This window comes from Streptomyces sp. NPDC001532 (assembly GCF_040298625.1).
GTDB lineage: Bacteria > Actinomycetota > Actinomycetes > Streptomycetales > Streptomycetaceae > Streptomyces.
The window spans coordinates 133,155-151,487 of sequence record NZ_JBEPAL010000005.1 but is presented as its reverse complement, the minus strand read 5'-3'; the positions used below and the strand labels follow the sequence as shown (position 1 = coordinate 151,487).

The window sequence follows — 18,333 nt, the reverse complement described above, 5'->3', positions numbered from 1 at the left end:
CGGCGTGGCAACGCGGTGGAGACCCCACCGCAGCCGTCCGGATACCCTGGAGGGCGATTCATCCGCCCGTCACCGACCCCGAGGACCGCGAGCGCCGTGTTCGATACTCTCTCCGATCGCCTCTCAGCGACTTTCAAGAACCTGCGCGGCAAGGGACGGCTTTCCGAGGCGGACATCGACGCCACCGCGCGCGAGATCCGCATCGCGCTCCTGGAAGCGGACGTGGCCCTGCCGGTCGTCCGGACGTTCATCAAGAACGTCAAGGAGCGCGCGCTCGGCGCCGAGGTCTCCAAGGCGCTGAACCCCGCCCAGCAGGTCCTCAAGATCGTCAACGACGAGCTGGTCACCATCCTCGGCGGCGAGACCCGCCGGCTGCGCTTCGCCAAGCAGCCGCCGACCGTGATCATGCTCGCCGGTCTCCAGGGTGCCGGTAAGACCACGCTCGCGGGCAAGCTCGGCCGCTGGCTGAAGGAGCAGGGCCACTCGCCGCTGCTGGTCGCCTGCGACCTCCAGCGCCCCAACGCCGTCAACCAGCTCAGCGTCGTCGCCGACCGCGCCGGTGTCGCGGTCTACGCGCCCGAGCCGGGCAACGGCGTCGGCGACCCGGTCAAGGTCGCCAAGGACTCCATCGAGTTCGCCAAGTCCAAGGTCCACGACATCGTCATCGTCGACACCGCCGGCCGCCTCGGCATCGACCAGGAGATGATGCAGCAGGCCGCGGACATCCGGGACGCGGTGTCCCCGGACGAGATCCTCTTCGTCGTCGACGCGATGATCGGCCAGGACGCGGTCAACACCGCCGAGGCCTTCCGCGACGGCGTCGGCTTCGACGGCGTGGTGCTCTCCAAGCTCGACGGCGACGCCCGCGGTGGTGCCGCGCTGTCGATCCGGCAGATCACCGGCAAGCCGATCATGTTCGCTTCGAACGGCGAGAAGCTCGACGAGTTCGACGCCTTCCACCCGGACCGGATGGCCTCCCGCATCCTCGACATGGGTGACCTGCTCACCCTGATCGAGCAGGCGGAGAAGACCTTCAGCCAGGAAGAGGCCGCCAAGATGGCCTCCAAGCTGGCGTCCAAGAAGGGCCAGGACTTCACGCTCGACGACTTCCTGTCCCAGATGGAGCAGGTCAGGAAGATGGGCAGCATCAGCAAGCTGCTCGGCATGCTGCCCGGCATGGGCCAGATCAAGGACCAGATCAACAACCTCGACGAGCGGGACGTCGACCGCACCGCCGCGATCATCAAGTCGATGACCCCGGCCGAGCGCCAGGACCCGACGATCATCAACGGCTCCCGCCGCGCCCGTATCGCCAAGGGCTCCGGTGTCGAGGTCAGCGCGGTGAAGAACCTCGTCGAGCGGTTCTTCGAGGCCCGCAAGATGATGTCCCGCATGGCGCAGGGCGGCGGGATGCCGGGCATGCCGGGCATGCCGGGCATGGGCGGCGGCCCCGGCCGCAGCAAGAAGCAGCCGAAGAAGGCCAAGGGCAAGCAGCGCTCGGGCAACCCGATGAAGCGCAAGCAGCAGGAGCAGGAGGAGGTCGCCCGCCGTGCGGCCGCCGCGCAGAACGGCGGCGCGTTCGGGGTGCCGGGCCAGCAGGCCCCGCAGGACTTCGAGCTGCCGGACGAGTTCAAGAAGTTCATGGGCTGACCTGCCCGTTCACCCGTCCCTGGGGCGCTCCTCGGCACGAGGGGCGCCCCAGCGTCGTACGCAGCCGATGCCATCGCGGCTTTCCTGACGTAACGTCCCGATATGAGCAACGCTGCGCCCCCGCGCAAGTCCCCGGAGAAGCCGTGGCGCACCGAGGGCACTCCAGAGGAGCCGTCCAAGCCGCCCTCCGGCGGACGGCGGATACGCGGCGGCTGGTGGGGCCTGGCCGCCGCCGCACTGATCGTCTTCCTGATCGCCAACCTCGTGCTGTCCTTCTACCGGGACGGCGACGAGCCGACGATCTCGTACACGGAGTTCAGCAGACAGGTCGAGGAAGGCAACGTCAGCAAGATCTACTCCAAGGGCGACGCGATCCAGGGCCAGCTGAAGACGGCCCGGGACGCCCCCGGCGACGACGGCACCTACACCAAGTTCCAGACCCAGCGGCCCGCCTTCGCGGACGACCAGCTGTGGGAGGACCTCACCAGGAACGACGTCACCGTCACCGCCGAACCGGTGGTCCAGCAGCGCAGCCTGCTGGTCAACCTGCTGATCTCGCTGGCGCCGATGCTGATCCTGGTCGTGCTGTGGATCGTCATCGCGCGGCGGATGCGCACCGGGATGGGCGGCCCGGGCGGCATGTTCGGCCGCAAGACACCGCCCAAACCGGTCGAGCTGGAGTCCGGGGAGAAACGGACCACGTTCGCGGACGTGGCCGGCATCGACGAGGTCGCCGGCGAGCTGAACGACGTCGTCGACTTCCTGAAGAACCCCGACGCCTACCGGCGGATGGGCGCCAAGATGCCGCGCGGCGTGCTGCTCGCCGGACCGCCCGGCACCGGCAAGACACTGCTCGCGCGGGCCGTCGCGGGCGAGGCCGGGGTGCCGTTCTTCTCGGCGTCCGCCTCCGAGTTCATCGAGATGATCGTCGGCGTCGGCGCCTCCCGGGTGCGCGAGCTGTTCACGGAGGCGCGCAAGGTGGCGCCGTCGATCATCTTCATCGACGAGATCGACACCATCGGCCGCGCGCGCGGCGGCGGCGCCTCGGTGGGCGGCCACGACGAGCGGGAGCAGACGCTGAACCAGATCCTCACGGAGATGGACGGCTTCTCCGGCTCCGAGGGCGTGATCGTGATCGCGGCGACCAACCGCGCGGACATCCTCGACCCGGCGCTGACCCGCCCCGGCCGCTTCGACCGGGTGGTCAACGTCTCGCCGCCGGACCGCGGCGGCCGGGAGGCCATCCTGCGCATCCACACCCGTGAGATCCCGCTGGCCGACGACGTCGACCTCGCCCAGGTCGCCCGCACCACCCCCGGCATGACCGGCGCGGAACTGGCCAACCTCGCCAACGAGGCCGCCCTGCTCGCCGTCAAACGCCACCAGCGGACCGTGACGGCCACCGACCTCTCCGAGGCCCTGGAGAAGGTCCAGCTGGGCGCCGAACGCGCGCTGGTGATGCCTCTGGAGGAGCGCCGCCGCACCGCGTACCACGAGAGCGGACACGCCCTCCTCGGCATGCTCCAGCCCGGCGCCGACCCGGTCCGCAAGATCACCATCGTGCCGCGCGGCCGGGCCCTCGGCGTGACCCTGTCCACCCCGGACTCGGACAAGTACGCGTACACCGAGGAGTACCTGCGCGGACGGATCATCGGCGCGCTCGGCGGGATGGCGGCCGAGCACGTCGTCTTCGACATGATCACCACCGGCGCCGAGAACGACCTGGAACAGGTCACCAACATCGCCCGCGGCATGGTGGCCCGCTGGGGCATGAGCGAGCGGGTCGGCCGGTTCTCCGCCCTGCCCAACGACGCGCAGCAGGCGTACGGCCTCGCCGCCGCGCCCCAGACCCTGGACGTGATCGACGGCGAGATGCGCCGCATCGTCGACGACTGCTACGAGGAGGCCTGCCGCAAGCTGCGCGACCACCGGGGCCAACTGGACGACCTGGCTCAGGCGCTGCTGGAGCGCGAGACGCTGGAGGAGGCGGACGCCTACCGGATCGCCGGCATCCTGCGCCCCCACAAGGACGCCGAGGCCTGACTGCGCCGGGGTGCCCGGCTAGGGCACCCGGGCCACCAGATAGCGGAAGACGTTCGGCATCCACACCGTCCGGTCCGGGCGGCGGTACGGGCGCAGGGCCTCGCGCAGTTCCTCCTCGACCTGGGCCGGATCGGTGGCGGCGACCGCCGCGTCGAACAGCCCGGTGGAGAGCAGCCCGCGCACCGCGCTGTCCAGGCCGGCGTACCCGAAGGGGCAGGCGACCCGTCCGGAGCCGTCCGGGCGCAGACCGGCGCGCTCGGCGACCTCCTCCAGGTCGTCACGCAGTGCCGGACGCCAGCGCCCGGCACCGCGAGAGGGATCGGCCAGCTTGTCGGCCACCCGCAGCACGGCCGTCGTCGCACAGCGCTCCGGCGGCCCCCAGCCCGCCAGCACCACCGCGGCGCCGCGCGCCGCGAACGGGACCGCCGAGGTGAGCAGACCGGCGAGGCCGTCCGCGTCACCGGCGCGGCACCCGATCGGCTCGAAGGCCGTCACGAGGTCGTACGGGCGAGCCGGCGCACCGCCCCGGCCCGTACGGGAGTCCAGTTCGCCGAGGGAGCCGCCGAGCGCGGGAGCGTCCGCCCCCTCGCGCGTGGACCGGGTCTCCCCGGCCAGCCGCTCCCGCGCGAGCGTGAGCCGTTCGGGTGAGCCGGCCTCCACCCCGGCGACCTGCGCGCCTCTGGAGGCCGCCATCAGCAGGGCCAGCCCGCTGCCGCAGCCGAGGCCGAGCAGGCGTGCGCCGGGGCCCACGTCCAATCGCTCGTAGACGGCCTCGTAGAGCGGTACGAGCATCCGCTCCTGGATCTCGGACCAGTCACGCGCGCGGGCACTGAAGTCCACGCGGGATGCCTGTCCCGTCACCGGGTGCTGACGCACGAGCGTAGGTGTCATATGTAAGCGCCCCATTCCGCCGGAATCTGCCGCTGTCCCCGTTGCCTCGAACCCCCGTGACGTGCGCTCGCCCCCCGTATGCCAGGAAACTCCCGGCTCGCGGCGGCGTCCAGTGGTGAGGGCCCCAAGGTTGGGGATCCGAGGCCGACGTGGCGAGAATTCACATCCCCGCAACCTGGGGCCGTAGGGTGTCTGGTCCTGCGGGGACGGGGCGGTGCGGAGGGCCTGCGCGGCACCCGGTAACGTCACGGGGGCCGGTGGCGCTGACCGAAGCACACGAGGCGGCCGAAACGCCCCTTGCGCACCGGCGAGCGACCCGCACCCCGGCGCACGGGCAGGGAGTACACGCCGGGGCGTCAGGCTACGTACCACCTTGTGATGAGCTGTGTGGCTTCTCCGCAGATCAGCGCACCCGCCCTCGTCAGGACGCATCAGCGGCAACTGACGGGTACGTGCAAATTATTTGGGATGGCCCGGAATAGGAACACAGCGGGACTCCGGCTCGTTGTCATTACGTGAGCACGACACCACCTGTTCTCGCCGCAGAGCTGGCACAGGCGTGGGCCGACATTCAGCGGTACCACCCCGAGCTGCCCGACCTTGCCGCGCCCGAGTCCCTGATCGGGGAGTCGTCGTCCGCCTGCGGGCACGAGCTCTCCTTCGAGCGACTGCTTCATGAGGCAGTCCATGGCATCGCCGCCGCGCGCGGAATCCGCGACACCTCCCGCGCCGGCCGCTACCACAACCGCCGATTCCTCGCGATCGCCGAGGAGCTGGGCCTGGACCACCCCGAGGAACCGCATCCCAGCAGCGGCTTCTCGCTGGTCACGCTCAACCCCGAGGCCAAGCGCCGCTACCGTCCGACCATCGAGCGCCTCCAGCGGGCCCTGAAGGCCCACACGGCGGCCACCTCGGCCGACACCGCCCGCAGCTTCCGCGGCCCGGCAGCCCGGCACGGATCCTCGGGCGGAGGCGTCCGGGTCAAGGCCGTGTGCGACTGCGGCCGCAACGTCCGTGTCGTGCCGTCCGTCCTGGCGCAGGCCCCGATCGTCTGCGGAGGGTGCGGCAAGCCGTTCCGGATCCCCGAGATCGTGGGTGCCGCGGCGAGCTGAGGTCCCGGCTGCTCGTGGCAGCCGGGTCCGGGTTCGCCGGGCCCCCGCGCTCACCGGGAACGCGCCCGGCGTAGGGTCATGAGACGCCGGGCGCGCCTCCGGCCTGCCCGGGCGCCCGCCCTCGGTCGGACCGCCCCGCGCGGTGTGGCAGAATGGTCAGCTGTACTCGACAGCCGCACAGGACCCCTCTCTCCTCCGGCTGACGCGTCCATCGGGCACTCGGGTACCGCAACCCCACGCGGCAATCTCGCCGTGCCCAACCACGTCAATCCAGGAGATTCCACTCCCGTGGCAGTCAAGATCAAGCTGAAGCGTCTGGGCAAGATCCGTTCGCCTCACTACCGCATCGTCGTCGCCGACTCCCGCACTCGCCGTGACGGCCGTGCGATCGAGGAGATCGGCAAGTACCACCCGACGTACAACCCGTCGGTCATCGAGGTCGACGCCGACCGCGTGGCGTACTGGCTGGGTGTCGGCGCGCAGCCGACCGAGCCCGTCCTCGCCATCCTGAAGAAGACCGGCGACTGGCAGAAGTTCAAGGGCGAGCCCGCCCCGGCTCCGCTGCTCGTGGCCGAGCCCAAGAAGGCGCGCCCGACGTTCGAGGCCCTGGGCGGCGACGACGAGGGCAAGGGTGAGGCGATCACCCAGAAGAAGAAGGCTGAGAAGAAGGACGAGGCCGCGGCCGAGTCCTCCGAGTCGACCGAGGCCTGATCATGCTCGAGGAGGCTCTCGAGCACCTCGTGAAGGGCATCGTCGACAACCCTGACGATGTGCAGGTCGCCTCGCGCAACCTGCGTCGCGGACGCGTGCTGGAGGTCCGGGTGCACCCCGACGACCTCGGCAAGGTGATCGGCCGCAACGGTCGCACCGCACGTGCTCTGCGTACCGTCGTGGGCGCCATCGGCGGCCGCGGTGTCCGCGTCGACCTCGTCGACGTGGACCAAGTCCGCTGACGCAACGCAGCACCGGCTCGGGCCGGGGAGGGCCTCTGGGCCGTCCCCGGCCCGCAGTCGTATGAGCCGTCTTCGGCTCGCAGTCGTTCCGACAGGAGAGCAAGCACAGTGCAGCTGGTAGTCGCACGGATCGGCCGTGCCCACGGCATCAAGGGCGAGGTCACCGTGGAGGTCCGCACCGACGAGCCCGAACTGCGGCTCGCCCCCGGAGCCGTACTCGCCACCGATCCCGCCGCCACGGGACCCCTCACCATCGCAACCGGCCGCGTCCACAGCGGCCGGCTGCTGCTGCGCTTCGAGGGCGTCACCGACCGCACCGCCGCCGAGGCGCTGCGCAACACCCTGCTGATCGCCGACATCGACCCGGACGAACTGCCCGAGGGCGAGGACGAGTACTACGACCACCAGCTGATGGACCTGGACGTGGTCACCCTGGACGGCACCGAGATCGGCCGGATCACCGAGATCTCCCACCTGCCGTCCCAGGACCTCTTCATCGTCGAGCGCCCCGACGGCACCGAGGTGATGATCCCGTTCGTCGAGGAGATCGTCACCGAGATCGACCTGGAGGAGCAGCGGGCCGTCATCGACCCGCCGCCCGGCCTGATCGACGACCGCGCGGAGATCGCCTCCAGCCGCGAGGCCTCGGAGGACGAGGACTGACATGCGGCTCGACGTCGTCACGATCTTCCCCGAGTACCTGGACCCGCTGAACGTCTCCCTCGTCGGCAAGGCACGCGCGCGCGGCCAGCTGGACGTCCGCGTGCACGATCTGCGCACCTGGACGTACGACCGCCACAACACCGTCGACGACACGCCCTATGGCGGCGGCCCCGGCATGGTCATGAAGACCGAGCCCTGGGGCGACGCCCTGGACTCCGCGCTCGCCGACGGCTACGAGACGGGCTCCCGCGGCCCCGCGCTCATCGTCCCGACCCCCAGCGGCCGCCCCTTCACCCAGGAACTGGCCGTGGAGCTCTCCGAGCGCCCCTGGCTGATCTTCACCCCGGCCCGCTACGAGGGCATCGACCGGCGGGTCGTCGACGAGTACGCCACCCGCATGCCGGTCTACGAGGTGTCCATCGGGGACTACGTGCTCGCCGGCGGCGAGGCGGCCGTCCTCGTCATCACCGAGGCCGTGGCCCGGCTGCTGCCCGGCGTCCTCGGCAACGCCGAGTCCCATCGGGACGACTCCTTCGCGCCCGGCGCCATGGCCAACCTGCTGGAAGGGCCCGTCTACACCAAGCCGCCGGAGTGGCGCGGCCGCGGGATCCCGGAGGTGCTGCTCAGCGGCCACCACGGCAAGATCGCCCGCTGGCGGCGGGACGAGGCACTGCGCCGCACCACCGCCCACCGGCCCGACCTCATCGAACGCTGCGACCCCAAGGCCTTCGACAAGAAGGACCGCGAGATGCTCTCCATCCTGGGCTGGGCGCCCGACCCGGAGGGCGAGCGGCACGGTCGATTTTGGCGCAGGACCGACGGCGTGGAACAATAGACCGCTGTTGTGCGCCGTCCGGCGTGCGCCCCTGCCACAGGGGGACACGACGCCCGTTCCGACGAGCACGACTCTCATCCAGAACATCTAGATCCCGTTGATGACCTGTGGCATCAGCGAAGAAAGCAGACGAAATGTCTCACCTGCTCGACACCGTCGACGCCGCGTCGCTGCGCAGCGACGTCCCGGCCTTCCGCCCGGGTGACACCGTCAACGTGCACGTCCGTGTCATCGAGGGCAACCGCTCCCGTGTGCAGCAGTTCAAGGGCGTGGTGATCCGTCGCCAGGGTTCCGGCGTGCGCGAGACCTTCACGGTCCGCAAGGTCTCCTTCTCCGTCGGCGTCGAGCGCACCTTCCCGGTGCACACCCCGATCGTGGAGAAGATCGAGCTGGTCACCCGCGGTGACGTCCGCCGCGCCAAGCTGTACTACCTGCGCGAGCTGCGCGGCAAGGCGGCGAAGATCAAGGAGAAGCGCGACAGCTGACGTCGCGCCGGGGTCCAGAGCGAGGCCGGATAGCATCTGGCCTCGATGGACACCGAAGCACAGCCGACGGAGCGCGACCGCTCCTCCCGCCCTTGCGACCCCGAGGACACCTCGGACGTCGAAGGGCCGGAGGACCGGTCGCGTTTCGCGTTGGTGTCGCGGATCGCCGACTGGCTGCCGGGCGGACGGGGCACCCTCACCGCGCTGGTCTGCCTGCTCTTCCTGCTGCTGCTCAACACCCTGGTGCTGCAGCCCTTCCAGATCCCCAGCGGATCCATGGAGGACGGATTGAGGATCGGCGACCGCGTTCTCGTAAATAAGTTGGCGTACCGTTTCGGAGCCGAGCCGCGGCGGGGGGACGTCGTGGTGTTCGACGGCACCGGATACTTCGGGGACGCCGACTACATCAAGCGCGTCGTGGGCGTGGGGGGAGACCACGTGGTCTGCTGCGACAAGGAGGGGAGGCTGCGGGTGAACGGCCGGTCGGTCGACGAGTCGGCCTTCCTGTACCCCGGCGACGGGGCGTCCTCGGTGCCCTTCGAGGTCGTCGTGCCCGACGGCACCCTCTTCGTCCTCGGCGACCACCGCAGCGCCTCCAGCGACTCCCGCGACCACCTGGGCTCACCCGGCGGCGGCATGATCCCCGTCGACGGTGTGATCGGCCGCGCCGACTGGATCGTCTGGCCCGTCGGCCACCTCACCCGTCTGCACCGGCCCGACGCCTACGCGCGGGTGCCCGCCGCGGACGGTGCCCATGGGTAACCGCGGCAAACCGCGCGGGGTCCCCGCCGACCCCGCCGACAACCTGCTGCCCACCGGGACCCGGCGCGCCTCCACCCCGTCCGGCGGGCGCACCCGCGCGGAGCGGCGCAAGCTCCAGCGCAAGGTCAAGCGGCGCCGGCGCCGGTCCGCGATCAAGGAGATACCGCTCCTCGTCGGTGTCGCCGTCCTCATAGCCCTGGTGCTGAAGACCTTCCTGGTGCAGGCCTTCGTGATCCCGTCGGGCTCCATGGAGCAGACGATCCAGATCGGCGACCGGGTCCTGGTCGACAAGCTCACGCCGTGGTTCGGCTCCGAGCCGCAGCGCGGCGACGTCGTGGTCTTCAAGGACCCCGGCGGCTGGCTCAAGGACGAGCAGACCACCCAGAAGAAGGACGACCCCGTCGTCGTCAAGCAGGTCAAGGAAGGGCTCACCTTCATCGGCCTGCTGCCCTCCGACAACGAGAAGGACCTCATCAAACGGGTCGTCGGAGTCGGCGGGGACCGCGTCAAGTGCTGTGACACGCAAGGCCGGGTCACCGTCAACGGCGTTCCCCTGAACGAGGGGGACTACCTGTATCCCGGCAACGCCCCCTCCACCCAGGAGTTCGACGTCACCGTCCCCGAGGGCCGGCTGTGGGTGATGGGCGACCACCGGGCCAACTCCGCGGACTCCCGTGTCCACCAGGACACCGACTACGGCGGGACGGTCTCCGAGGACGAGGTGGTGGGACGGGCCATGGTGATCGCCTGGCCGTTCAACCACTGGACCACGCTCGACGAACCGAAAACCTTCGCCACCGTGTCCGACCCGGCCTCAGGGTCGGCCGCAGCCGCCCAGGAGTCGCATAGGGTTGCCTCCGACGCTCCGAACGTGACAGATCCGCGACCCCTGGATCCGAACGCTTCGGATCCGAACGCAATGATGCAGCTCCCGAGCCCTGCGGAACTCCCGCTCGTTATGGGAGTGGTGGGCCTGCGCCGTCTTCGGGGCAGGCAGCGGCACAGAGTTAGGAGTTGGCGTGGGGGATGTGGCGGTTGGCGCACGGTCCGGACACGACGGCGAGGAGCACCGCGGACACCCCGTGGAAGCGGCCGACCCGGCCGTGGACGGCGCCGGGACCTCCGGGAGTGACACAGCGGCGGCCGAGGACGGCAGGGTGACGGACGATCAGAACCGGGCCGGGGACCAGGGGCCGGACGGCCCCGCCCCCGCACAGCAGCGCAAGCAGCGCTCCTTCTGGAAGGAGCTGCCGATCCTGATCGGTATCGCGCTCGTGCTCGCGCTGCTGATCAAGACGTTTCTGGTGCAGGCGTTCTCGATCCCCTCCCAGTCGATGCAGAACCTCCTCCAGGAGGGCGACCGGGTCCTGGTCGACAAGCTGACCCCATGGTTCGGCTCCGAGCCGGAGCGCGGCGAGGTCGTCGTCTTCCACGACCCGGACAAGTGGCTGATCGGTGAGCCGACGCCCGACCCGAACGCCCTGCAGACCTTCCTCAGCTGGATCGGCCTGATGCCGTCCGCCGAGGAGAAGGACCTGATCAAGCGGGTCATCGGGGTCGGCGGCGACACGGTCGAGTGCAAGGGCACCGGCCCGCTGAAGGTCAACGGCAAGGCGCTGAACGAGCCGTACGTCTATCCCGGCAACACGCCGTGCAGCGTGGACGACCAGGGCGGCCAGTTCAAGGTGAAGGTGCCCGAGGGCTTCATCTGGGTGATGGGCGACCACCGGCAGAACTCACGGGACTCGCGCTACAACCAGTCGGACAAGTACCAGGGCATGGTCCCGGTGGACGAGGTCGTCGGGCGGGCCGTCGTGAAGGCCTGGCCGATCAACCGCTGGGGCACCCTTCCGGTGCCGGACACCTTCGACCAGCCCGGTCTGAACGAGCAGTCGTCGGCCGCCGCGGCCCTGCCGGCCGCGCCGCACGCGCTCGTCCTGGCGGGCGTGGTGCCGGTGGCGCTGTGGCGCCGCAAGCGGTTCAAGATCGTCGACACCCGCTGAACCGAGGCCGGGGCGGCGGCCCCGGCCTCGCCTGCGCACCGGGAGCCGCAGGGCTGACCGGTGCGGGTACCGCCGGGTAGGGTGCGGACCCATGGGTGGCGAGAGCACGACACGTACGGCCCCGCGGAGCGGGGGCACAGGCAACGGCCCGGCGGGCGGCCGGACCGGACAGCGACTGTCCGGGCTGGCGGTCGCGCTGGGCCTTGTGCTGTTCCTGGGCTCCTTCGCCTGGGGTGCGGTGGTCTATCGCCCCTACACCGTGCCGACCACCTCGATGGCGCCGACGATCGGCGCGGGCGACCGGGTACTGGCCCAGCGCGTGGACGGCGCGGACGTGCGCCGCGGCGACGTCGTCGTCTTCAAGGACCCCACCTGGGGTGACGCGCCGATGGTCAAGCGGGTCGTCGCGGTCGGCGGTGACACCGTGACCTGCTGCCAGGAGGGCCGGCTGACGGTCAACGGCAAGGAGGTCGAGGAACCGTATCTGCCCGAGGGGCAGGCGGCGGACTTCCCGACCGTGACCGTGCCCGAGGGCCGGCTGTTCCTGCTCGGTGACGAGCGGCACGGCTCCCTGGACTCCACCGCCCATCTGACGGACGCCGCGAGTGGCAGCGTGTCCCGCGACAAGGTCTCCGCGCGGGTGGACGCCGTGGTCTGGCCCATGGACGGCATGCTGCCGCGGGCCACCGGTTTCGAGGCGCTGGGCGACGGGCTGTCCGAGCCGGGGCCGCTGCGGACGATCGGAACGCTGGTGGTCGTGGGCGCCGTCCTGGTGCTCGGCGGGGCCGCCTACGGGCCGATCGCGCAACGGGCCGCACGCTCGCGGGGGCGGACGGGGACCTCCGGTGGCCACTGAGTCGGCGGAGCCGGTGACGGGGCCGGTGGCGGCGTCTGACGCGGACGGCGGTTCCGGCGTCGGCGCGGACGGTGGTCACGGTGTCGGCGGGGACGGTGGTCACGGCGTTGGCGCGGACGCCGGCTGCGAGGCCGGCGCGGGCTCGGGTGCGGGTGAGGACGCGGTGCGTGGCGAGGTGCGGAAGGTGGCCCGTGTCGTCCTGCTCGACCCGCGGGACCGCATTCTGCTGCTGCACGGCCATGAACCGGACGATCCGGCGGACGACTGGTGGTTCACCCCGGGCGGTGGTGTCGAGGGCGACGAGACCCGCGCGCAGGCCGCGCTGCGGGAACTCGCCGAGGAGACGGGCATCACGGAGGTCGAGCTCGGGCCGGTGCTGTGGCGGCGGATGTGCTCCTTCCCGTTCGCGGGCCGCCGCTGGAACCAGGACGAGTGGTACTACCTGGCCCGGACGGCCCGAACGGCCGAGGTGGTGCCCGAGGCCACGGGGCTGACCGAGCTGGAGCGGCGCAGCGTCGTCGGAGCTCGGTGGTGGACGTGTCAGGAACTGACCCGGTCACGTGAGACGGTGTATCCGACCAGACTCGCCGGGCTGCTGAGCAGGCTGCTCGACGAGGGTCCCCCCGCCCGTCCGGAGATCCTTGACACGGAAATCGTCTAGAGGCTCACAGGACTGGCGCACAATGGTGGGATCGCACGGCTGAAGGGGAACATGCCATGAGCGCCGAGGACCTCGAGAAGTACGAGACCGAGATGGAGCTCAAGCTCTATCGGGAGTACCGCGATGTCGTCGGTCTGTTCAAGTATGTGATCGAGACCGAGCGGCGCTTCTATCTGACCAACGACTACGAGATGCAGGTGCACTCGGTCCAGGGTGAGGTGTTCTTCGAGGTGTCCATGGCGGACGCCTGGGTCTGGGACATGTACCGGCCGGCCCGGTTCGTGAAGCAGGTACGTGTGTTGACGTTCAAGGACGTGAACATCGAGGAGCTGAACAAGAGCGATCTGGAACTGCCCGGCGGGTGATCGCCTTATCCACAACCGCCGGGTTGTCCACCAAGATCCACTTCTTGGTGGCGGATGCGTGACGGTTGGCGCCGGAGGTGGTGCCGACATGAACGCACATCTGGCACAGGACGTACATCGGGCACGGGACGCACATCAGGCGCAGAGCGCACATCTCGCGCGGAGCGCACTCGGCAGGTACGGCGAGGATCTGGCCGCACGACGGCTGACCGAGGCCGGTATGACGGTCCTGGAGCGCAACTGGCGCGCGGGCCGGACCGGCGAGATCGACATCGTGGCGCGGGACGGCGACGTCCTGGTGGTCTGCGAGGTCAAGACCCGCAGGGCCGGGCCGTTCCAGCACCCGATGGCGGCGATCACGCCGGTCAAGGCGGACCGCCTGCGGCGGCTGGCGGAACGCTGGCTCCAGGAACACGGGGGAGCACCGCCCGGCGGGGTCCGTATCGACCTGGTCGGCGTCGTCCTGCCGAGCCGCGGCGCGCCTGTGGTGGAGCACGCGCGGGGGGTGGCCTGAGATGGGATTCGCGCGCACCTGTGCCGTGGCCCTCGTCGGTGTCGAGGGCGTGGTCGTCGAGGTGCAGGCCGATCTGGAACCCGGCGTCGCGGCCTTCACCCTGGTGGGGCTGCCGGACAAGAGCCTGACGGAGAGCCGGGACCGGGTGCGGGCGGCGGTGGTGAACTCCGGCGGCGAGTGGCCGCAGAAGAAGCTCACCGTCGGCCTCAGCCCGGCCTCCGTCCCCAAGGCCGGCAGTGGCTTCGACCTGGCCGTCGCCTGCGCGGTGCTCGGCGCCTGCGAGCGCATCGACCCGCGGGTGCTCGCCGACATCGTGATGATCGGCGAGCTGGGCCTGGACGGCCGGGTGCGGCCGGTACGGGGCATCCTGCCCGCCGTGCTGGCGGCGGCCGAGGCCGACTACGAGCAGGTGGTCGTGCCGGAGTGCGCGGCCGCCGAGGCGGCCCTGGTCCCTGGGGTCTCGGTGCTCGGCGTGCGCAGCCTGCGCCAGCTGATCGCCGTCCTGGCCGACGAGCCGGTGCCCGAGGAGGAGCAGGACGAGCTGGGCCGCCCCGACCCGCTGCTCGCCGGACTGCGCGTCCCCGGCACCGGTGCCGCCACCGGCATGCACGCCGCGGGCGCCGCCCAGCACGACCACGGTCACGACCTCGCCGACGTGGTGGGCCAGGTCTCGGCGCGTACGGCGGTGGAGGTCGCGGCGGCGGGCGGCCACCATCTGTTCCTGGAGGGACCGCCCGGAGCCGGCAAGACGATGCTCGCGGAGCGGCTGCCCGGCATCCTGCCCCGGCTCGGCCGGCAGGAGTCGCTGGAGGTGACGGCCGTGCACTCGGTGGCGGGCCTGCTGCCGCCGGGCAAGCCCCTGGTCGACGTCCCGCCCTACTGCGCCCCGCACCACTCGGCCACCATGCAGGCACTGGTCGGCGGCGGCCCGGGCATCGCACGGCCCGGTGCCGTCTCGCTCTCCCATCGCGGCGTGCTCTTCCTCGACGAGACACCGGAGTTCAGCGGCCAGGCCCTCGACGCGCTGCGGCAGCCGCTGGAGGCGGGGCACGTCGTCATCGCGCGCAGCGCGGGAGTGGTGCGGTTCCCGGCGAAGTTCCTCATGGTGCTCGCGGCCAACCCCTGCCCCTGCGGACGCTTCTCGCGGACGGACGACCTGTGCGAGTGCCCGCCGTCGGCGATCCGCCGCTACCAGGCCAGGCTCTCCGGGCCGCTGCTCGACCGGGTCGACCTGCGGGTCGAGGTGGACCGCGTCTCCCGCGCCGAACTGGCCGGCCGCGGCGCCCGCGGCGACGACACGGCGACGGTCGCCGCCCGGGTGCGGGCGGCGCGGGAGCGGGCGTCGGCCCGGCTCGCGGGCACGCCCTGGCGGACCAACAGCGAGGTCCCCGGCCGGGAGCTGCGCAGCCGCTGGCACGCGGCGAGCGGGGCCATGGACGAGGCCGAGCGCAGCCTGGAGCGCGGGGTGCTGACCGCGCGCGGCCTCGACCGGGTGCTGCGCGTCGCCTGGACCGTCGCCGACCTGGTGGGCCACGACCGGCCCGAAGCGACCGACGTGGCCCTCGCGCTCCAGCTGCGCACCGGCGTCCCGCGCGGGGTGCCGATGGCCATCGGGGCGCTGACATGAGCGACGAGAGCCCCGATCTGCCCGACCGGGTCCTGCTCGACCGGGTCCTGCTCACCCGGGTCTTCGAGCCCGGCGACGAGATCGGCGGACGCTGGGTGCGCGAGCTCGGGACCGGGGAGGTCGTGCGGCGGCTGCGGGAGGAGCGGCCGCCGCCCGGGGTGAGTGGGCGGCGGTGGCACGGGCTGCGGGCCCGGGCACTGCGGGCCGAGCCCGAGCGGGACCTCGCCGTCGCGCGGGCCGCGGGAGTGCGGTTCGTGAGCCCGGGCGACGAGGAGTGGCCCGGACAGCTCGACGACCTCGGCGACGCCCGGCCCCTGGGCCTGTGGGTGCGGGGGCGGGCCGGTCTGCGGATGTGGGCGCTGCGGTCCGTCGCCGTCGTCGGGGTGCGGGCCTGCACCGAGTACGGCGCCCATATGGCGGCCGACCTCGCCGCCGGGCTCGCCGAGCGCGGCTGGGTGGTGGTCTCCGGCGGTGCCTACGGCGTCGACGGGGCCGCGCACCGTGGCGCGCTCGGCGCGGGCGGGGCCACCGTCGCCGTCCTCGCCTGCGGGGTCGACCGGCCCTACCCGCGCGGCCACACCCAGCTGATCAACAGAATCGCCGAACAGGGACTGGTGATCGGCGAGCTGCCGCCCGGGGACCATCCGACGCCGAGCAGATTCGTGCTGCGCAATCGTGTGATCGCCGCGCTGACGCGGGGCACCGTGGTCGTCGAGGCCGCCCATCGCAGCGGCTCGCTCGTCACCGCGCGGGCGGCCCAGCGGCTCGGGCGGCACACCATGGGGGTGCCCGGCCCGGCGACCAGCGGGCTGTCGGCCGGGGTGCACGAGCTGCTGCGCGGGGACGCGGTGCTGGTCACCGACGCGGCGGAGGTCGTGGAGCTGGTCGGTGCCATGGGCGAGCTGGCCCCGGACCGGCGCGGGCCGGTGCTGCCGAGAGACCTGCTGGCCCCCGGTGCCCGGCGGGTGCTGGCCGCGCTGCCCGGGCGCGGTGCGGCCCGGCCGGGGGAGATCGCGCGGGGCGCGCAGACGTCCGAGGACGACGCCGTCGCGAGGCTGTACGAGCTTCGAGCACTTGGTTACGTCGAACGACACGACGACGGCTGGAAGTTGACACGCCAGGCGATGATCTCCGTTCGCCATGATCCAAGTCCATGCTGACCCAGCGTGTTCGGCCGTCCGGGGGAACCCCGACAGGCTTGGGAATTCACGGAGTTGATGGACCGCGGTAGTCACACAGCGCGACCGCAGTACCGCGAAGGGGCGCGTACAGGAACGTATCTGCGCCCCCTGCGCGCTCCGACGTTCGCGCACCGCGACAGCCCAGTCACGCTACGCTCACGAGGATCCCCACACAGTCAGGCAACTCCACCCCAGAGCGACAGCTCCCCCAGGTATCACCCTTCACGGCAGAACGGCACAAGGCGACGAATGCCCCAGCACACCTCCGGGTCCGACCGGGCGGCGATCCCCCCAGCCGCCCGCGACGGTGGCGGCGTGCGGCCGCCCGCTCCCTCCACGCTCGACGAGCTCTGGCGGTCGTACAAGGCCACGGGTGACGGCCGGCTGCGCGAGCAGCTGATTCTGCACTACTCCCCGCTCGTCAAGTACGTGGCCGGCCGGGTCAGCGTCGGGCTGCCGCCCAACGTGGAACAGGCCGATTTCGTGTCCTCCGGCGTCTTCGGGCTCATCGACGCGATCGAGAAGTTCGACGTCGACCGGGAGATCAAGTTCGAGACCTACGCGATCACCAGGATCCGCGGCGCGATGATCGACGAGCTGCGGGCGCTGGACTGGATCCCGCGCTCCGTACGGCAGAAGGCGCGCAACGTGGAGCGCGCGTACGCCACGCTGGAGGCGCGGCTGCGGCGCACCCCCACCGAGGGCGAGGTGGCCGGCGAGCTGGGCATCGCGGTGGACGAACTCCACGCGGTGTTCAGCCAGTTGTCGCTGGCCAACGTGGTGGCGCTGGAGGAACTGCTGCACGTCGGCAGCGAGGGCGGGGACGGGCTCAGTGTGATGGACACGCTGGAGGACACCGCCGCGGACAATCCCGTCGAGGTCGCCGAGGACCGGGAACTGCGGCGGTTCCTGGCGCGGGCGATCAACACGCTGCCGGAGCGCGAGAAGACCGTCGTCACGCTGTACTACTACGAGGGCCTGACCCTCGCCGAGATCGGCAACGTGCTGGGCGTGACCGAGAGCCGGGTCAGCCAGATCCACACCAAGTCGGTGCTCCAGCTGCGCGCGAAGCTGGCCGCGTTCGGGCGGTGAGGCGAGGTCCCTCCCGCCGAGGGTGGTCGATCCGTAGAGTGGTTGACGTGCCAAGGATTCGAGCGGCCTCCGTGGCCGAGCACCGGTCGATGCAGCGAGCCGCCCTGCTGGACGCGGCTCGTTCGCTGTTGTCCGAGGGCGGTACGGAGGCGTTGACCTTCCCGGCCCTCGCCGAGCGGACGGGGCTGGCGCGGTCGTCCGTGTACGAGTACTTCCGGTCGCGGGCCGCGGTGGTCGAGGAGCTGTGCGAGGTCGACTTCCCCGTCTGGGCCGCCGAGGTCCAGGCGGCGATGGCCGCGGTGGAAGGGCCGGAGGCCAAGGTCGAGGCGTATGTGCGGCAGCAGCTGACACTCGTCGGGGACCGGCGGCACCGGGCCGTCGTGGCGATCTCGGCGAGCGAACTGGACGCCGGGGCCCGGGAGAAGATCCGGGCGGCGCACGGGTCGCTCGTCGCGATGATCGTCGAGGCGCTGGGGGAGCTGGGACACGCCGAGCCACGGCCGGTGGCGATGATGCTCCAGGGCGTCGTGGACGCGGCCGTACGGCGGATCGAGCTCGGCGCCGAGGAGCCGGAGGTCGTGGCCGAGGCGGCGGTGCGGATGGTCCTGCGGGGGGTTCTGGGCTGACGCCGCCCGGTCCT

Annotated in this window: 20 protein-coding genes; 19 read left to right on the top strand and 1 reads right to left on the bottom strand. The window is 71.5% G+C overall.

Annotated elements, in window-relative coordinates; all coding sequences use genetic code 11:
• Positions 1 to 96 precede the first annotated feature (96 nt).
• Both ffh and ftsH read left to right on the top strand, forming a co-directional pair.
• Positions 97 to 1,650 (top strand): signal recognition particle protein, encoded by a 1,554-nt coding sequence (gene ffh / locus ABT232_RS07495; protein ID WP_351837217.1) that lies wholly within the window; start codon positions 97 to 99, stop codon positions 1,648 to 1,650.
• A gap of 102 nt (positions 1,651 to 1,752) precedes the next feature.
• Positions 1,753 to 3,693, top strand: a complete 1,941-nt coding sequence (ftsH, locus tag ABT232_RS07490) for an ATP-dependent zinc metalloprotease FtsH (protein WP_351837214.1) — start codon at positions 1,753 to 1,755, stop codon at positions 3,691 to 3,693.
• Positions 3,694 to 3,711: 18 nt separating this feature from the next.
• On the opposite strand, the gene ABT232_RS07485 is transcribed toward ftsH, so the two are convergent.
• Complete coding sequence (locus tag ABT232_RS07485) at positions 3,712 to 4,584, bottom strand: SAM-dependent methyltransferase (RefSeq protein WP_351837211.1); 873 nt, start codon at positions 4,582 to 4,584, stop codon at positions 3,712 to 3,714.
• Positions 4,585 to 5,099: 515 nt separating this feature from the next.
• Between ABT232_RS07485 and ABT232_RS07480 the strand changes: the two genes are divergently transcribed.
• From ABT232_RS07480 to ABT232_RS07400, 17 genes are all read left to right on the top strand, one after another.
• Complete coding sequence (locus tag ABT232_RS07480; protein ID WP_351837208.1) at positions 5,100 to 5,696, top strand: hypothetical protein; 597 nt, start codon at positions 5,100 to 5,102, stop codon at positions 5,694 to 5,696.
• Between the two features lie 288 nt (positions 5,697 to 5,984).
• Complete coding sequence (gene rpsP, locus ABT232_RS07475; RefSeq protein ID WP_351837206.1) at positions 5,985 to 6,407, top strand: 30S ribosomal protein S16; 423 nt, start codon at positions 5,985 to 5,987, stop codon at positions 6,405 to 6,407.
• Between the two features lie 2 nt (positions 6,408 to 6,409).
• Positions 6,410 to 6,649 carry an RNA-binding protein gene (locus tag ABT232_RS07470; RefSeq protein WP_014176063.1) on the top strand — a complete coding sequence of 80 codons (240 nt, stop codon included), beginning with the start codon at positions 6,410 to 6,412 and terminating at the stop codon, positions 6,647 to 6,649.
• 108 nt (positions 6,650 to 6,757) lie between these two features.
• A complete protein-coding gene (gene rimM, locus ABT232_RS07465; protein ID WP_351837203.1) occupies positions 6,758 to 7,312 on the top strand; it encodes a ribosome maturation factor RimM in 555 nt (184 codons plus the stop codon).
• A 1-nt stretch (position 7,313) separates the two neighbouring features.
• Complete coding sequence (gene trmD, locus ABT232_RS07460) at positions 7,314 to 8,147, top strand: tRNA (guanosine(37)-N1)-methyltransferase TrmD (protein WP_351837200.1); 834 nt, start codon at positions 7,314 to 7,316, stop codon at positions 8,145 to 8,147.
• Between the two features lie 134 nt (positions 8,148 to 8,281).
• Positions 8,282 to 8,632, top strand: a complete 351-nt coding sequence (gene rplS / locus ABT232_RS07455) for a 50S ribosomal protein L19 (RefSeq protein ID WP_351837198.1) — start codon at positions 8,282 to 8,284, stop codon at positions 8,630 to 8,632.
• 45 nt (positions 8,633 to 8,677) lie between these two features.
• Positions 8,678 to 9,394: a signal peptidase I gene (gene lepB, locus ABT232_RS07450; protein ID WP_351837195.1), complete on the top strand. Its 717-nt coding sequence runs from the start codon at positions 8,678 to 8,680 to the stop codon at positions 9,392 to 9,394.
• Positions 9,387 to 10,526, top strand: a complete 1,140-nt coding sequence (gene lepB, locus ABT232_RS07445; protein WP_351837192.1) for a signal peptidase I — start codon at positions 9,387 to 9,389, stop codon at positions 10,524 to 10,526. The genes lepB (ABT232_RS07450) and lepB (ABT232_RS07445) overlap by 8 nt, the downstream gene beginning before the upstream one ends.
• On the top strand, positions 10,414 to 11,397 hold the full coding sequence (gene lepB, locus ABT232_RS07440) for a signal peptidase I (RefSeq protein ID WP_351837189.1): 984 nt from the start codon (positions 10,414 to 10,416) through the stop codon (positions 11,395 to 11,397). The genes lepB (ABT232_RS07445) and lepB (ABT232_RS07440) overlap by 113 nt, the downstream gene beginning before the upstream one ends.
• A gap of 91 nt (positions 11,398 to 11,488) precedes the next feature.
• Positions 11,489 to 12,253: a signal peptidase I gene (lepB, locus tag ABT232_RS07435; protein ID WP_351837186.1), complete on the top strand. Its 765-nt coding sequence runs from the start codon at positions 11,489 to 11,491 to the stop codon at positions 12,251 to 12,253.
• A gap of 175 nt (positions 12,254 to 12,428) precedes the next feature.
• Positions 12,429 to 12,914: an NUDIX hydrolase gene (locus ABT232_RS07430; protein WP_351837433.1), complete on the top strand. Its 486-nt coding sequence runs from the start codon at positions 12,429 to 12,431 to the stop codon at positions 12,912 to 12,914.
• Positions 12,915 to 12,970: 56 nt separating this feature from the next.
• Entirely contained in the window at positions 12,971 to 13,279 is a 309-nt protein-coding gene (locus ABT232_RS07425) for a DUF2469 domain-containing protein (RefSeq protein ID WP_003965949.1), read from the top strand.
• A 58-nt stretch (positions 13,280 to 13,337) separates the two neighbouring features.
• Entirely contained in the window at positions 13,338 to 13,793 is a 456-nt protein-coding gene (locus ABT232_RS07420; RefSeq protein ID WP_450871627.1) for a YraN family protein, read from the top strand.
• A 1-nt stretch (position 13,794) separates the two neighbouring features.
• Positions 13,795 to 15,420 (top strand): YifB family Mg chelatase-like AAA ATPase, encoded by a 1,626-nt coding sequence (locus tag ABT232_RS07415; protein ID WP_351837180.1) that lies wholly within the window; start codon positions 13,795 to 13,797, stop codon positions 15,418 to 15,420.
• Positions 15,417 to 16,580 carry a DNA-processing protein DprA gene (gene dprA / locus ABT232_RS07410; RefSeq protein WP_351837178.1) on the top strand — a complete coding sequence of 388 codons (1,164 nt, stop codon included), beginning with the start codon at positions 15,417 to 15,419 and terminating at the stop codon, positions 16,578 to 16,580. The genes ABT232_RS07415 and dprA overlap by 4 nt, the downstream gene beginning before the upstream one ends.
• 270 nt (positions 16,581 to 16,850) lie before the next feature.
• Entirely contained in the window at positions 16,851 to 17,693 is an 843-nt protein-coding gene (gene whiG, locus ABT232_RS07405) for an RNA polymerase sigma factor WhiG (RefSeq protein WP_351837176.1), read from the top strand.
• A gap of 71 nt (positions 17,694 to 17,764) precedes the next feature.
• A complete protein-coding gene (locus ABT232_RS07400; protein WP_351837430.1) occupies positions 17,765 to 18,319 on the top strand; it encodes a TetR/AcrR family transcriptional regulator in 555 nt (184 codons plus the stop codon).
• Positions 18,320 to 18,333 lie beyond the last annotated feature (14 nt).

What these genes read in the sequence shown, in the direction of transcription:
- ftsH (WP_351837214.1), top strand. Translation starts at nt 1,753, where the DNA reads ATGAGCAACGCTGCGCCCCCGCGCAAGTCCCCGGAGAAGCCGTGGCGC.
- ABT232_RS07485 (WP_351837211.1), bottom strand. Translation starts at nt 4,584, where the DNA reads ATGACACCTACGCTCGTGCGTCAGCACCCGGTGACGGGACAGGCATCC.
- ABT232_RS07470 (WP_014176063.1), top strand. Translation starts at nt 6,410, where the DNA reads ATGCTCGAGGAGGCTCTCGAGCACCTCGTGAAGGGCATCGTCGACAAC.
- trmD (WP_351837200.1), top strand. Translation starts at nt 7,314, where the DNA reads ATGCGGCTCGACGTCGTCACGATCTTCCCCGAGTACCTGGACCCGCTG.
- rplS (WP_351837198.1), top strand. Translation starts at nt 8,282, where the DNA reads ATGTCTCACCTGCTCGACACCGTCGACGCCGCGTCGCTGCGCAGCGAC.
- lepB (WP_351837195.1), top strand. Translation starts at nt 8,678, where the DNA reads ATGGACACCGAAGCACAGCCGACGGAGCGCGACCGCTCCTCCCGCCCT.
- lepB (WP_351837192.1), top strand. Translation starts at nt 9,387, where the DNA reads ATGGGTAACCGCGGCAAACCGCGCGGGGTCCCCGCCGACCCCGCCGAC.
- lepB (WP_351837186.1), top strand. Translation starts at nt 11,489, where the DNA reads ATGGGTGGCGAGAGCACGACACGTACGGCCCCGCGGAGCGGGGGCACA.
- ABT232_RS07425 (WP_003965949.1), top strand. Translation starts at nt 12,971, where the DNA reads ATGAGCGCCGAGGACCTCGAGAAGTACGAGACCGAGATGGAGCTCAAG.
- ABT232_RS07415 (WP_351837180.1), top strand. Translation starts at nt 13,795, where the DNA reads ATGGGATTCGCGCGCACCTGTGCCGTGGCCCTCGTCGGTGTCGAGGGC.
- dprA (WP_351837178.1), top strand. Translation starts at nt 15,417, where the DNA reads ATGAGCGACGAGAGCCCCGATCTGCCCGACCGGGTCCTGCTCGACCGG.
- whiG (WP_351837176.1), top strand. Translation starts at nt 16,851, where the DNA reads ATGCCCCAGCACACCTCCGGGTCCGACCGGGCGGCGATCCCCCCAGCC.